Raw genomic sequence first — 13,453 nt, 5'->3', positions numbered from 1 at the left:
ACTGGAGTGAATCACCCATGGCCCAAAAGTCCACGCTGGAGAACGTCATCTCGCTGTGCAAGCGACGCGGCTTCGTGTTCCAGGCGGGTGAGATCTACGGCGGTTCCCGTTCGGCGTGGGACTACGGACCCTTGGGTGCTGAGCTCAAGGAGAACATCAAGCGTGAGTGGTGGCAGACCTTCGTGCGCGGACGCGAGGACATGGTAGGTCTGGACTCCTCGATCATCCTGCCCACCGCCGTGTGGGAGGCCTCCGGTCACGTGGCCACCTTCACCGACCCGCTGGTCGAGTGCCTGTCCTGCCACACCCGCCACCGTCAGGACCACCTGGAGGAGGCCTTCGCGGACAAGAAGGGCCGCGCGGCCGAGTCCATGGCAGAGATTGTCTGCCCCAACTGCGGCACCAAGGGCGAATGGACGGACCCCCAGCAGTTCTCCGGTCTGATGAAGACCTACCTGGGCCCGGTGGACGACGAGAAGGGCAAGCACTACCTGCGCCCGGAGACCGCTCAGGGCATCTTCGTGAACTTCCTTAACGTGGTCACCGCCGCCCGCAAGAAGCCGCCGTTCGGCATCGGCCAGGTGGGCAAGGCGTTCCGCAACGAGATCACCCCGGGCAACTTCATCTTCCGCACGCGTGAGTTCGAGCAGATGGAGATCGAGTACTTCGTCCACCCGTCCGAGGCACAGAAGTGGTTCGACGACTGGGTCGAGTCCTGCTGGAACTGGTTCGTGGACCTGGGCATCAACCCGGACAACATGCGCCGCTTCGACGTCCCTGACGAAGAACGCGCCCACTATTCGGACGGCACGATCGACATCGAGTACAAGTTCGGCTTCCAGGGCTCGGAGTACGGCGAACTCATGGGCATCGCCAACCGCACGGACTTCGACCTGGGCAACCACACCGAACACTCCGGCACCAAGATGCAGTACTTCGACCAGACCACGGACGAGCGCTACACCCCGTACGTGATCGAACCGTCCTTCGGCCTGACCCGCTCCATGATGGCGTTTCTGGTGGACGCCTACGTGGAGGACGAGGCTCCCAACACCAAGGGTGGGGTGGACACCCGCACCGTGCTCAAGCTCGACCCGCGCCTGGCGCCGGTCAAGGCGGCCGTGCTCCCGCTGTCCAAGAAGGACGACCTCAAGCCCGTGGCCCAGAACCTGGCCGCCGAGCTGCGTCGCCGCTGGAACATCGACTACGACGACGCCGGAGCGATCGGCCGCCGCTACCGTCGCCAGGACGAGATCGGCACCCCGTTCTGCGTGACCGTGGACTTCGACTCCCTCGAGGACCAGGCCGTGACCATCCGCTCGCGCGACGAGATGACGCAGGAACGCGTGTCCCTGGACAAGGTCAGCTCCTACCTGTCCGAAAAGTTGGGCTGCTGATCGCCCATGGCCGTGTCCTACCGCTCCTGGAACGACGGCGACGACCTCCGACTGCTTGAGGTCCTGCCCGCACCCGAGGCTGATCCCGTCATCGCGCTGCGGGCGCTCATGGGCCCGGACACGGACGAACCCGCGTGGTCGCGGACGGTGGTGGCCACCGACGACGACGTCGTGGTCGGGGCCGGCGCGGTGCAGCTCAACCCGTTGCACCCGTCCCGGCTGTGGGCCTTCGTGGAGGTCGGCTCGGCCAACCGCGGCGACGGCGTGGGCCAGGCCCTGGCCGCGCGCATGCGCGAGGCGGGCGAGCAGTCCCACCCCGGGCTGCCGCTGCGGACCAAGGTGGGTCCGGGCACCACGGGGGAGTCCTTCGCCCAGGCGCAGGGCATGGTTCCGGTGATGACGCACCGCCACGTCGTCGTCGCTCCGGGGGCCATTCCACCGCAGCCCATCGGCGAAGGGGACTCCGCGACCGAGTCCGTCGAGGACCTGGCGACCGGGTCGGTCGAACTGACCCGCGCGGTCGGGGAGTTCTACCGGGCCGCCAATGCGTGGGATCCGCCCGCGGACCTGACGTTGGGGCAGGTCAACAAGCAGTTCCTCTCCGATTCCGCGCAGGCCTACGGGGCCATCGTGCTGCGCCGCGGCGTGGACCGCGGGGCAGGGGTCCGGGGAAGCATCGGCGCCTTTGCGATCAGCTACCGGTCCCTGGAACTCGACGCCGAACGGGCCGAGGCCGACCCCGAGCGCCTGGCCGAACTGGACGACCTGCCCACGGACGTCCTGATCGGCTGGGACCCCACGTTGTCCGACGAGGAGGCCGCGGTCGCCGTCGCCAAGCTCATGGGGCTGCTGGTGGCCCGCTACCCGATCCGGGTGGAGGTCACCGACGCCATGCGCCCGCTGGCCGTGGTCTGCGCCCAGTTGGTGGCCGAGGGCACGGCCAAGGTGATCGACGAAGCCGTCACCTACGCCGACCCCACCTAAGACCACCGTCGAGTGTCCGAGTCAGGTCGCTTCCATGGCGGAAAAACGACTCAACTCGGACACTCGGCGGGCGGGTCAGGCGGTGGGGCGGGGTTCAGAAGGACCAGGGGTCGATGCCCAGTTCGCCGGCGATCTGCTGGCGGGTCTTGTCGTTCTGCGCCTCGATGCGTCGGGTCATGCGGAAGGCGTCCACGATCCACCAGACCAGCAGGGCCAGGAAGCACAGGATGCTCACGATGATCCCGGTCAGGAACAACGGTCCGGGCGGCGGCACCTCGTCCGAGTACCCCGTGGTGGGGATGGAGACGATCCACGAGACGTACCCCACCATGAACAGGCCCCAACCCAGCACCATGAGGCCGATCTTGATCAGGCCGCGGCCGATGGAGCCCAGGTAGAAGTCGTGGATCTGGACGCCCACGACGAACGGCGCCAAGGCCCACATGATCCACGCGGCACTGTTGTTCTTGTTCCGGGCAGAGAAGCGCCAGGCGGCCTGACGTGCCAGCGCGGGGTCCGCTGCTCCCGGGGACTCCGCGTGGTTCAGGGGTCGCGAGGGTTCCTGCGGTGGGTAGTTCGAGGGTGGGTTGTTCGAGGCTGGGTTGTTCGAGAAGGACACGCTCACTCCTGTGCGGTCAGAAGGACCAGGGATCGATGCCCTGCTCGGAGGCGATCTCCTGACGGATCTGGTTGTTCTTGCTCTCGATGCGGCGGGACATGACCACGCCGTCGTAGATCCACCAGGCGATCGAGGCCAGGATGCACAGCCCGGCTAACCCGAGCCCGAGGAAGACCCCGACCGGTGCCGCCGAGGCGTTGGACTCGGCCGCGATCCCCGTGATGATCATTCCCACGAAGAACGAGACGAACGACACCACCAGGAGCCCGATCTTGGCCAGGCCCTTGCCGATGTCGCCGAAGTAGAAGTCGTGAATGGGCAGTCCGACCAGGAAGGGCCCACCGATCCACAGCAGCCACGCGGCGGTCTCGTTCTTGCGACGCGCGGAGAAACGCCAGGCAGCCTGCAGCTGAGACGGGTTCTGTCCCGCATTCATTCCCGGGTTCATGCCCGCGGGCTGCGCCCCGGCGGGGTAGGGGCTGGGTTGGTACGGCCCGGGGCCCTGAGGGGCGTAGGACATGGTGGCCTCCGTGGGGCGATCAGCGCCTGCGGCGCAAAAATGTGCAGTTGCGAATATCGTAGGGTGCCGCGGACCCGAAAGCGAACCCGTGCCGCCGTGTTGCGCTGGTTCGCCCACGATGTGGACGCGGTGTGGGCGAGGGTGAACGCGGTGTGAGCGCGGCCAATCTCACGCCGCCCGTCCACGGACCCTGTGCGAAAATGTCCGGATGACCGCAACCACCGCAGCCCCCGTCGTCGACGCAGCCAGGACACCGTTCGGTCCCGGAACGGTGGAGACCGTGGATGCTGACGAGGCCGTCGTCCTGGACCTCCCACCGCTCCGGCTCGGCAACCTGACCGTGGACGTCCCGGTGGTCCTGGCACCGATGGCCGGTGTGACCAACAAGGCCTTCCGTCGCCTGTGCCGCGAACACGGCGGCGGGCTGTACGTCACGGAGATGGTCACCGCCCGGGCGCTGGTGGAACGCCGCGAGAAGTCGCTGCAGATCGTCCATCACGACGCCGACGAGACCCCGCGGTCCGTGCAGATCTACGGCGTGGACGCCCTGAACGTGGGCAATGCGGTTCGCATGGTGGTCGAGGAGGACATCGCCGACCACGTCGACCTGAACTTCGGCTGTCCCGTCCCCAAGGTCACCAAACGCGGAGGCGGGTCGGCACTTCCGTGGAAGACCGACCTGTTCCACGCCATCGTCTCCGCCGCCGTCCGCGAAGCCGACCGCGGTGGCATCCCGGTCACGGTCAAGACCCGTATGGGCATCGACGACGACCACCTCACCTACCTCGAGGCGGGCCGCATGGCGCGTGACATCGGCGTCGCCGCGGTCACCCTGCACGGGCGCACCCTCGAACAGCACTACTCGGGGACCGCCGACTGGTCCGCGATCGCCCGCCTCCGGGAAGCCCTGCCGGACGTCCCGGTGCTGGGCAACGGGGACATCTGGTCCGCGGAGGACGCCGTGCGCATGGTCGAACAGACCGGCGTGGACGGCGTGGTCATCGGCCGCGGGTGCCAAGGCCGCCCGTGGCTCTTCGGCGACCTGCAAGCGGCGTTCGACGGACGCCGCGACCGGGCCCGCCCCGGCCTGCGTGCCGTGGCCGCCACGATCTACCGCCACGCCCAGTTGTTGGCCGAGCAGAACGACGACGAACTGCAGGGCTTGCGCGAAATCCGCAAGCACGTCGCCTGGTACTTCAAGGGCTACCCGGTGGGCGGCCAGCTACGCGCCCAGCTGGCCGGCGTGGAGACCTTGGACCAGCTCGAGGAACTGCTCAACCAGCTCGACCTGGACCAGCCCTACCCGGGCCCCGCCGTCGAAGGCCCGCGGGGACGCGCCGGAAATCCCAAGAAGGCGGCCCTGCCAGACCGGTGGCTCGAGGACCGACTGATCCACGACGACCAGCGCCTCGGCCTGGTGGACGCGGAATTGGACGTCTCCGGAGGCTGAGCCCGGCACAATGGGGGCGTGAACTCTCCCGACCCCACCGTCATGTCTCCCCAGACCGGACCCGTTCCGGAACTCCCGATCGAAGGCATCGCACAGATGCTCGCCTCGGTGGACCGGACCCGGACACCCGCGGAGGGATACGCGGCGCGGGACATCGAACGCTGGGTCACGGAGAACCACCACAACAAGTACCGGTCGCACTTCGAACGCGACCGTGCCCGCGTCCTGCACTCCTCCGCGCTGCGGCGTCTGGCGGCCAAGACGCAGGTGGTCGCGCCGTCGTCGGACGATTTCGTGCGCAATCGGCTCACCCACTCCCTGGAGGTCGCCCAGATCGGCCGCGAACTGGGGCGGATGCTCGGGTGCGATCCGGACGTGGTGGACGCGGCCAGCCTGTCCCACGACCTGGGCCACCCGCCGTTCGGCCACAACGGGGAGACCGAACTCAACGCCCAAGCCGCCCACATCGGCGGATTCGAAGGCAATGCGCAGACCTTGCGTCTGCTGGTCAGGCTGGAACCCAAGGTCTACAGCGAGCCCGACGACGGGTCGGAGGGCACCTCCGCGGGGCTCAACCTCACCCGCGCCACCCTGGACGCCACGTGCAAGTACCCGTGGCGCGCCCACGAAGCCCCGCTCAAACCCGACGGCACCCGCTCGCAGAAGTTCGGGGTCTACGAGGACGACCTGCCCGTCTTTGAGTGGATGCGCAACGGCGCCCCGGAACGGGTCAAGTGCCTGGAGGCCCAGGTCATGGACCTGGCCGACGACATCTCGTACTCGGTGCACGACGTCGAGGACGCGGTGGCCGGCGGGATGCTGCGCCTGAGCAGACTCTCCGATCCCAAGCAGCGGGAACGGGTCTTCGAGAACACCCGGAACTGGTACCTGCCCGGGATCGAGGACGAGCAGCTGGACGCGGCGTTGTCCCGGTTGGAGTCGGCCCCCGAATGGGTGGGGGAGATGAACGGTTCGCGGCGGGCCCTGGCCCGGTTGAAGGACATGACCTCTCAGCTGATCGGGCGCTTCGCCATGTCCTCCGTGGCCGCCACGCGTCAGGTCACGGGTCAGGGTGATCTCACCCGCTACGCGGCCTCCCTGGTGGTTCCGGCCGAGACCGTCGAAGAGATCGCGATCCTCAAGGGCATCGCCGTGACGTACATGATGAACGTCCGGGACGCCCAGCCGATCTACGAGAACCAGCGGGAGATCCTGCGCGTCCTGGTCTCGGCCCTCATGGATTCCGACGGTCGGTTCCTGTCGCAGGCTTTCAGCGCGGACTGGCACGCCGTGGGAGACGGGCCGGCCGCCGAGGCCCAGCGCCTCCGGATCGTCATCGATCAGATCGCCTCCCTCACGGACACCTCCGCGCTGCGTTTGCACGACCGCATCGTCGGAGCCAACTGGCGCGTCGGGGACAAACCCCTCTGGTGACTCGGCAGCCCGGTGACACGGGTGGGCGTGGGCAAATGCCGGGTGATGCAAGTCATAAGGGGTAGAAAAGAGGAACCCTCACACCCGCGCGCCTGTGCCGCGCCCTGCTCCCGAATAGGTCTGGTCCCATGCCCGGAAACACCACTGCGCCCCAGAGCGCGTCCAACCACCTGATCCTCAAAGGCCGAGGCTGGGTGGCACCACTGTGCTGGATCGCCGTGCTGTTGGACGGGTTCGACGCCGTCGTGCTGGGGGCCGTGATGCCCTCCATGATCGAGGATCCCGAGTTCGGACTCACCGCAGGCTCCGGAACCGTGGTGGCCACGGTCGGTCTGGTCGGCATGATGATCGGCGCGCTCGGCATGGGCTGGGCCACGGACAAGTTCGGGCGGCGCAAGCTGCTGATCGGCGCCGTCGTCCTGTTCTCCGTCTTCACCCTGGCCATGGCCTTCGTGGACTCGATCTTCCTGTTCGGCCTGCTGCGCTTCCTGGCCGGGGTGGGACTGGGTGGCTGCCTGCCCACCGGCATCTCGATGGTGACCGAGTTCGCGGGCAAGGGCCGCACGGGTAAGTCGACCACGCTCATGATGACCGGCTACCACGTGGGCGCCGTGGTCACGGCGGCCCTGGCGATCGTCGTCGTGCAGAACCTCAACTGGCACGCCATGTTCATCATCGGTGCCCTGCCCTCCTTGATCCTGGTCCCGCTGATGTACCTCTACCTCCCCGAGTCCCCGGACTACCTGCTGTCCAAGGGGCGGGTGCAGGAGGCCAAGACCGTGTCCGAGCACTACGGCCTGGACTTCTCCGGGCAGGCGCACCACGAACAGGTGCTCACGGAGGCCGCCCCGGAGAGCGCCGAAGCCGCCCGCAAAGGTCCCTCCCTGGTGCTGCAGGGCCAGTTCCGGCGCAACACTATCTTCGTGTGGATCGCCTCCTTCATGGGCCTGCTCCTGGTCTACGGACTCAACACCTGGCTGCCGCAGATCATGCGCGCCGCAGACTACGACCTCGGCAACGCGCTCGGCTTCCTCCTCATCCTCAACATCGGCGCCGTCGTGGGCCTGATGATCGCCGGGCGCGTGGCCGACAGGATCACCCCGCGCAACGCGGGCATCATCTGGTTCATCGGTGCCGGTGTGCTGCTGGCCGCCCTGGCGATCAAACTCCCGCTACTGGGCATCTACGTCATGGTGTTCGTGACCGGGTGCTTCGTGTTCTCGGCCCAGGTCCTGGTCTACGCGTTCTGTGCGGCGAACTACCCCGCCAACGTGCGGGCCACCGCCCTGGGCATGTCCGCCGGTGTGGGCCGGTTGGGCGCGATCTCCGGCCCCACGCTCGGCGGGGCCATGCTGGCCGCCGGTATCGCCTACCCGTGGGGCTTCTTCGGCTTTGCCCTGGCAGCACTGCTGGGTGGCGGTGCCCTGACGGCCACCAAGACTCTGCGGCAAGAGGAATCCTGACCCAGCGATCCGTGCGACAACTACACTGGCTCGCGTGGCTGGGCTGATTCGACGCGAGGATATTGACGAGGTGCGTTCGCGCACCGATATCCGCGAGATCGTCGAAGGGTACGTGACCCTCAAGTCCGCGGGAATCGGCTCCTACAAGGGCCTGTGCCCCTTCCACGACGAGCGCACACCCTCCTTCCACGTCCGGCCGCAGTACGGGACGTACCACTGCTTCGGCTGCGACGAGTCCGGTGACGTCATCGCCTTCATCATGGCGTTGGAGCACACCACCTTCGCCGAAACCGTGGAGCGGCTGGCCGCCCGGATCGGTTACGAGCTGCACTACGAACAGGGAAGCGGCCCCGACCGGGAGATGGTGGGGCGCCGCCAACGTCTGCTGGATGCGCACAAGGTGGCCGCCGAATACTTCCAGGCCCAGTTGCGCACGCGCGGCGCGGCCGCCGCGCAGCGTTACCTGGGGGAGCGCGGCTTCACCCCGCAGGACGCCGAATCCTACGGCGTGGGCTACGCCCCGCAGGGCTGGGACCACCTGCTCAAGCACTTGCGCTCGCGCGGCTACACGGACGAGGAACTGCAGGCCACGGGCATGTTCTCCGAGAACAACCGCGGTGGCTTCTACGACCGTTTCCGCGGCCGTCTGATCTTCCCCATCCGCGGCATCGGCGGGGAGGTCATCGGCTTCGGCGCCCGCAAGCTCTACGACGACGACCAGGGCCCCAAGTACCTCAACACCCCCGAGACCCAGCTCTACAAGAAGTCCCAGGTGCTCTACGGCATCGACAAGGCCAAGCGCCAGATCGCCAAACAGCGACAGGTGGTGGTGGTCGAGGGCTACACGGACGTGATGTCCATGCACCTGGCGGGCGTGCCCACCGCCGTGGCCACGTGTGGTACCGCCTTCGGTGCCGAACACATCAAAATCGTTCGACGCTTCCTCTCCGACGACGGCAGCGGCGGGGAGGTCATCTTCACCTTCGACGGCGACGCGGCCGGTCAGAAGGCGGCGCTACGGGCCTTCGACGAAGACCAGAAGTTCATGGCCCAGACCTTCGTGGCCGTCGAACCCCACGGGATGGATCCGTGTGAACTGCGGCTGGCCCGCGGGGACGCCGCCTTGCGGTCACTGCTGGAGGCCAAACGGCCGTTGTTCGAGTTCGCAATCGACGCGACCCTCAAGCGATTCGACGTCAAGAGCCTGGAGGGGCGGGTGCAGGCCATGCGCGCCGCAGCCCCGATCGTCGCCCAGATCCGGGACGTGACGCTGCGGCCCGCCTACGCCCGTCAGCTGTCGGGGAAGGTCGGGCTGGACACGGCCGAGGTGGTCCGGGCCGTCGAGGACGCGGCCCGGACGCCGCGCACCGACCGGCGGCCCGCCTACGAGCCCGCGGAAGCCGCGGACGAACCCGTTGCAGCGACTCCCCGGATTTCCCTGCCGGATCCCCGGGACCCCATGCTGCGCGCAGAGCGGGAGGCGCTGGAGGTCGTCGTGCAGGTCCCGCACCTGCTGGGGGAGGCGGCGTGGGACCAGTTCACGGCCGTCGAATGTGCCCACCCGGTGCACACCGCGGTCCACGACGCCGTGACGGCCGTGTACTCCGGGGCCGGCGGCGGCGAGGTCCGGCAGGGACGCGCCTGGGTCGAAGCCCTGAGCGCAGCCGTGCCGGAACCTCTGCGTGGCTACGTGGCGGGCCTCTCCATGCGCGCCCTGCCGGCCTCCAATGACGCCCAACTGGAACGCTACGCGGCGGGAGTCGTCTCCCACCTGTACGACCGTCAGATCCACCGGCGTCAGGCCGATCTCCGGGCCGAACTCGAGCGCACGGACTCCCGGACCCAGCCCGAGCAGTACCAGGCCGTGAGCCGTCAGCTGCTGGACCTGGAACTGCAGCGCCGCAAGCTTCAGGCGAGCTGACGCGTTCCTCGCCGCCGGGCCATCCGCAGGATCACCCCGACGACCACGTCCACCCCCAGGAAGCAGAGCAGGCTGATGCCCAGCAGCGGCAGGAACATCCCCACGGCAACGGTGGTCACGGCCAGGCCGACGACCACCCACCAAGGCGTCCTCCGCAGGGCGCCCCGCACCGGAGCGCGGCCCGCACCGAAACCGGGGCGGCGCCGCCACCACATGAGGTAACCCCACACGGTCATGGCGGCCAGGCCGAGCGCGACGACGAACAGCACGACCTGATTGACCAGCCCGAACAGCAGCCCCATGTGCGCGTCGATGCCCCAGCGGGTCAGCTTGGCGGCCAGGCCGTAGTCCTGGAACCGCACCTCGTTGACCACCCGGTCCGTGGTTGGATCGACGGCCACGGAATCCGCCTGGGTCGGCCAGGAACGGTCGACCTCGGTCACGCTCCAGGCTTGCCCGTCCGCCGCGGGCGGCGCGATCTCCACGAGCGACGAATCGATCCCGGCGTCCCGGGCGACGGCCAGGACGCCGTCGTACTCGGCTCCGGCCGTCGGGGTCGCCATGGTGTGCCCCGCGTGGCCGCTGTGGCCTTCGTGACCACCGGCAGCCCCCGTCCCGTCGCCCGATTGCAGAGCCGTGTCCAAGGTCGGCGTCGTCCATCCGAGAACCGTGCGGAGCTCCGCGACGTTCGCACCGGCACGGGCCGACCAGGTGAGGCCGGTGGCCGAGAGGAACAGGAAGCTGAGTGCCAGCCAGATCCCAGCGGCGCTGTGCCGGTTCAAGGTCCGTCGGTATGCGTTGAGTTCACCGGCCTCGGGCAGAACCAAGGTCCGACGACGTCGTTCGGGCTTGGTCCGTTGCCAGCGGGCGAGCCACAGACCGGCACCCGAGAGGGCAAGGACCCACAGCCACGACGCGGCCAGTTCGCTGTAGACCCGCCCCGGTTCACCGAGCAAGAGCGACCTGTGGAGATTGGACAACCAGGTGCGCAGCGGCAGCGCACCGCTGGTTCCGTAGACCGTCAGGTCTCCCGTGACGTTGCCCGTGGAAGGATCCACGAACACCGCCCGCGACTCGGATTCCCCGAGGGCCGGGTCGGCGAACATGACCCTCGTGGTGGTGCCGTCCTGTCCGGGACGCACCGCGGAGGGGGGCGTCGTCGGTCCCGATGCTCTCCTGGGCTCGGTCAATCTGGGTCTCCAGTCGGACGGACACGACGGGCGTGTGGGCATTGAGTTCGTCGGCGTACACGATTTTCTCGAGCTGTGGGCTGATCGCGTACACCGCGCCGGTGAGCGCCGCGACGATCAGGAACGGTCCCACGAAGATGCCGACGTAGAAGTGAAGCCTGAGCAGCAGCGACTTTGCCCAAGGCCGTCGGTGGCGGGTGGATGACGGGCCGTCGGTGTTGACGAAGCCTCCCGGGGCTGCCGGGGGACCGGAGGTGATGCTGGTTGTGGACATGATGAGATGACCTTTCGAATGGGCCCCGCCCATGGCGGGGCCTCCCGGTTCGATGAATGCGCGGGCCGGTACGGTCCCGGCCTGCGGGCGCGTTCGGACGCAAGGCAGTACCCGGCCTGGGGTCTGCTCAGGCCGGTGCGGCAGCGCGAACGCGCGGAGTCTTCACATCTCGGGAAGGGGAGGCCCACGGCGGGCGTGGGCCGTCATGAACCAGCGACTGGCCACCAGATGGTGCGGTGCAGGCCAGTCGAACCGACCAACACGGCGCGGACCCGGGTGGGGCGTCGGGCGCCAACGAACCAAGCCGACGGCGCGGGCGCACCAGGCGTCCACGACGGCCCAACAGGTTCGCTCGCCGAACCGCACCAACACGTAGGTCGCCACGGTGGCCAGGACGTGGGCCAGGAGCATGGCGCCGCCCGTGCTGTGCTCCACGGCGGTGGAGGTTGTCATGTGTGTGTGGTGCTGCAGCATCGCATGGTCGTGCGCCCCGGCCGACACCTGAGCGGTGGCGCCGCCCTGGGCGGAGAACACGGCGTGAAAGGCGCCCTGACCGGCACCGACCAGAAGGACGGTCCGTACCGGTCCCAGCCGGTGCGACGCCAGGAGCACGCTCACGAATCCGGCCGCCACGAACGCGATCCCCAGGAATCGGAGGTCGGGGGCATGAGCTGCCACGGCGTAGTGACCGGTGGCCGCGCACAGGGTGGACAGCACGGCCGCGAGCCACCCGCGGACAAGACGAGCGCGGGGCGAGGCCTGCTCGCCCCGCGAGGCGCCGTCGTCCCTGGGATTCACGGACGACAGCCTACGTGACGGTGAATTGTGCGATGCCGACGGGCAGGGTATGGTGTTCTCTCGTTGCACGCGATGCGCGCACATTCCCCCGTAGCTCAGTTGGCAGAGCATTCGACTGTTAATCGAAGTGTCACTGGTTCGAGCCCAGTCGGGGGAGCCACTCGAGCACAGACTGAATGGTCTCTCACCAGGCCAAACAGAGAGAAGGGCCCCTGTCTTATTAGCCGGAGACAAGGGCCCTTCTTCGTGCCTTCACAAGCACACTCACAAACGGTGGAAGCCGCTCACGACGTCTAGCCGAGCGTCGGAACGGCTCACACTTGCGGCCTAAGCCGACCCTGTCACCAACTCGTTCCTCACGCCCGGCGGTCGTTAGACACCTCCATCCTGACCGGTTGAGGCCCGTTCCTTCATCCTCGCCCTGGTGACGACAACGTCGTGGACGGCCACACCTTGGCGGGGAGATCCCAGAAGCGGGGAGACTGTCAGTCCCTTCGTGGCTTCGCTACCTTCTATCCAGAAACCTCGCCTCTGTTCCATTGCTGGGTCAGTTGCTTCACCTGGGTCACCGTTGCAGGCAGGGACTCGTGAGGCTCCGCGCTGATTGGGGGCGCTCCCGCCCGAGCATGGATGGCGATTTCGTTCATCAGGAACTGCAACGCCTGCGCCATGTCTTTCCGAATCCATTGTTCCGGGGGTTCGTCTGACGCGCTGAAGGTCGCGGAGTGAAGAGCGAACAGCGCGCTGATGAAGACCATGTCCGGGTCGTTTGGGTCAGGGGCGCCGTCCCGGTCGAAATCCCGGGAAGTCGCGAATAGACGGCGTCCGAGAGCCAAGGCCTCCGCCGTGGCCTCGCGGAGTCCGGCGGTTGAGACCACATCCGGTTGTTCAATCCGCCACATGATGTCGCTGATCTGCTCGGCAAGACCGGCGCGGGTCTCGGCCTCCCGCTGGCGGCGCTCGTGGCGGAAGCCGAACCACAGGGCCGCGATCGTGAAGCTTCCGCCGACGAGTGCGCTGAGAAGGCCCACGGCGAGGTCGAACCAGTTGGACGGCTCGAGGTCGGGGATCGACCTCGCGAGGCTGACGGTCAAGGGGGCGGCGACAAGCGCCCCAACGACTACGCCGACGCCGAACCAGGCGACATCGTGCTTCCTGTTCCGCTTTGAATTCTGAGCCATGACGGAGAGCCTAGGATGCGTTTGGGGCGGTCAAGTAGTCACTACGACGAGACATAGTCAAAGGCATGGACGGCCAGGCAAATTGAAACCCGTCGAAGTTCACGGAGATTAGGATCGTGATGCAGTGGATTCCGTCAGCTGCACACCTAGGTGTACTTCCCCGGCAGGTTGTGAACACGCGGGGTAGATGAAGGCCTCCGGGCAAGATGTGGGTTACCACAC

Annotated in this window: 10 protein-coding genes, 1 tRNA gene and 1 pseudogene; 7 read left to right on the top strand and 5 right to left on the bottom strand. The window is 67.7% G+C overall.

What is annotated here, in order from left to right; all coding sequences use genetic code 11:
- Nucleotides 1-17 precede the first annotated feature (17 nt).
- Both GWK18_RS04855 and GWK18_RS04850 read left to right on the top strand, forming a co-directional pair.
- Nucleotides 18-1,397 (top strand): glycine--tRNA ligase, encoded by a 1,380-nt coding sequence (locus tag GWK18_RS04855; protein ID WP_123825148.1) that lies wholly within the window; start codon nt 18-20, stop codon nt 1,395-1,397.
- 6 nt (nt 1,398-1,403) lie between these two features.
- On the top strand, nt 1,404-2,381 hold the full coding sequence (locus tag GWK18_RS04850; protein WP_166833582.1) for an N-acetyltransferase: 978 nt from the start codon (nt 1,404-1,406) through the stop codon (nt 2,379-2,381).
- Between the two features lie 94 nt (nt 2,382-2,475).
- Here the strand turns inward: GWK18_RS04850 and GWK18_RS04845 are convergent, their stop codons facing one another.
- Entirely contained in the window at nt 2,476-3,000 is a 525-nt protein-coding gene (locus GWK18_RS04845) for a TM2 domain-containing protein (RefSeq protein WP_123825150.1), read from the bottom strand.
- 16 nt (nt 3,001-3,016) lie between these two features.
- On the bottom strand, nt 3,017-3,520 hold the full coding sequence (locus GWK18_RS04840) for a TM2 domain-containing protein (protein ID WP_166833580.1): 504 nt from the start codon (nt 3,518-3,520) through the stop codon (nt 3,017-3,019).
- Nucleotides 3,521-3,728: 208 nt separating this feature from the next.
- Between GWK18_RS04840 and dusB the strand changes: the two genes are divergently transcribed.
- The 4 genes from dusB to dnaG all read left to right on the top strand — a co-directional run bounded on the left by dusB (nt 3,729) and on the right by dnaG (nt 9,788).
- Nucleotides 3,729-4,970 (top strand): tRNA dihydrouridine synthase DusB, encoded by a 1,242-nt coding sequence (gene dusB, locus GWK18_RS04835; protein ID WP_166833578.1) that lies wholly within the window; start codon nt 3,729-3,731, stop codon nt 4,968-4,970.
- A gap of 96 nt (nt 4,971-5,066) precedes the next feature.
- Entirely contained in the window at nt 5,067-6,404 is a 1,338-nt protein-coding gene (locus GWK18_RS04830; protein WP_166833680.1) for a deoxyguanosinetriphosphate triphosphohydrolase, read from the top strand.
- 128 nt (nt 6,405-6,532) lie between these two features.
- Nucleotides 6,533-7,867: an aromatic acid/H+ symport family MFS transporter gene (locus GWK18_RS04825; RefSeq protein WP_166833576.1), complete on the top strand. Its 1,335-nt coding sequence runs from the start codon at nt 6,533-6,535 to the stop codon at nt 7,865-7,867.
- Nucleotides 7,868-7,901: 34 nt separating this feature from the next.
- Complete coding sequence (gene dnaG / locus GWK18_RS04820; protein ID WP_166833574.1) at nt 7,902-9,788, top strand: DNA primase; 1,887 nt, start codon at nt 7,902-7,904, stop codon at nt 9,786-9,788.
- On the opposite strand, the pseudogene GWK18_RS04815 reads toward dnaG, so the two are convergent.
- Both GWK18_RS04815 and GWK18_RS04810 read right to left on the bottom strand, forming a co-directional pair.
- Nucleotides 9,776-11,252 (bottom strand): annotated as a pseudogene (locus tag GWK18_RS04815) (PepSY-associated TM helix domain-containing protein). The gene dnaG and the pseudogene GWK18_RS04815 sit on opposite strands and share 13 nt — an antisense overlap.
- Before the next feature lie 162 nt (nt 11,253-11,414).
- Complete coding sequence (locus tag GWK18_RS04810; RefSeq protein WP_166833572.1) at nt 11,415-12,050, bottom strand: hypothetical protein; 636 nt, start codon at nt 12,048-12,050, stop codon at nt 11,415-11,417.
- 84 nt (nt 12,051-12,134) lie between these two features.
- On the opposite strand from GWK18_RS04810, the gene GWK18_RS04805 reads away from it, so the two are divergent.
- Nucleotides 12,135-12,210, top strand: a tRNA-Asn gene (locus GWK18_RS04805).
- Between the two features lie 352 nt (nt 12,211-12,562).
- Here the strand turns inward: GWK18_RS04805 and GWK18_RS04800 are convergent.
- A complete protein-coding gene (locus GWK18_RS04800; RefSeq protein WP_123825155.1) occupies nt 12,563-13,231 on the bottom strand; it encodes a hypothetical protein in 669 nt (222 codons plus the stop codon).
- Between the last annotated feature and the right edge of the window lie 222 nt (nt 13,232-13,453).

It is taken from the genome of Kocuria sp. JC486 (genome assembly GCF_011602805.1).
GTDB classification, from domain to species: domain Bacteria; phylum Actinomycetota; class Actinomycetes; order Actinomycetales; family Micrococcaceae; genus Kocuria; species Kocuria soli.
The sequence above is the reverse complement of the archived record's forward strand: the minus strand, read 5'-3'. Positions and strand labels throughout refer to the sequence as shown.

Coding starts and splice junctions, on each gene's coding strand:
- GWK18_RS04800 (WP_123825155.1), bottom strand. CDS start 13,231: ATGGCTCAGAATTCAAAGCGGAACAGGAAGCACGATGTCGCCTGGTTC.
- GWK18_RS04830 (WP_166833680.1), top strand. CDS start 5,067: ATGCTCGCCTCGGTGGACCGGACCCGGACACCCGCGGAGGGATACGCG.
- GWK18_RS04840 (WP_166833580.1), bottom strand. CDS start 3,520: ATGTCCTACGCCCCTCAGGGCCCCGGGCCGTACCAACCCAGCCCCTAC.
- GWK18_RS04855 (WP_123825148.1), top strand. CDS start 18: ATGGCCCAAAAGTCCACGCTGGAGAACGTCATCTCGCTGTGCAAGCGA.
- dusB (WP_166833578.1), top strand. CDS start 3,729: ATGACCGCAACCACCGCAGCCCCCGTCGTCGACGCAGCCAGGACACCG.
- GWK18_RS04825 (WP_166833576.1), top strand. CDS start 6,533: ATGCCCGGAAACACCACTGCGCCCCAGAGCGCGTCCAACCACCTGATC.
- GWK18_RS04850 (WP_166833582.1), top strand. CDS start 1,404: ATGGCCGTGTCCTACCGCTCCTGGAACGACGGCGACGACCTCCGACTG.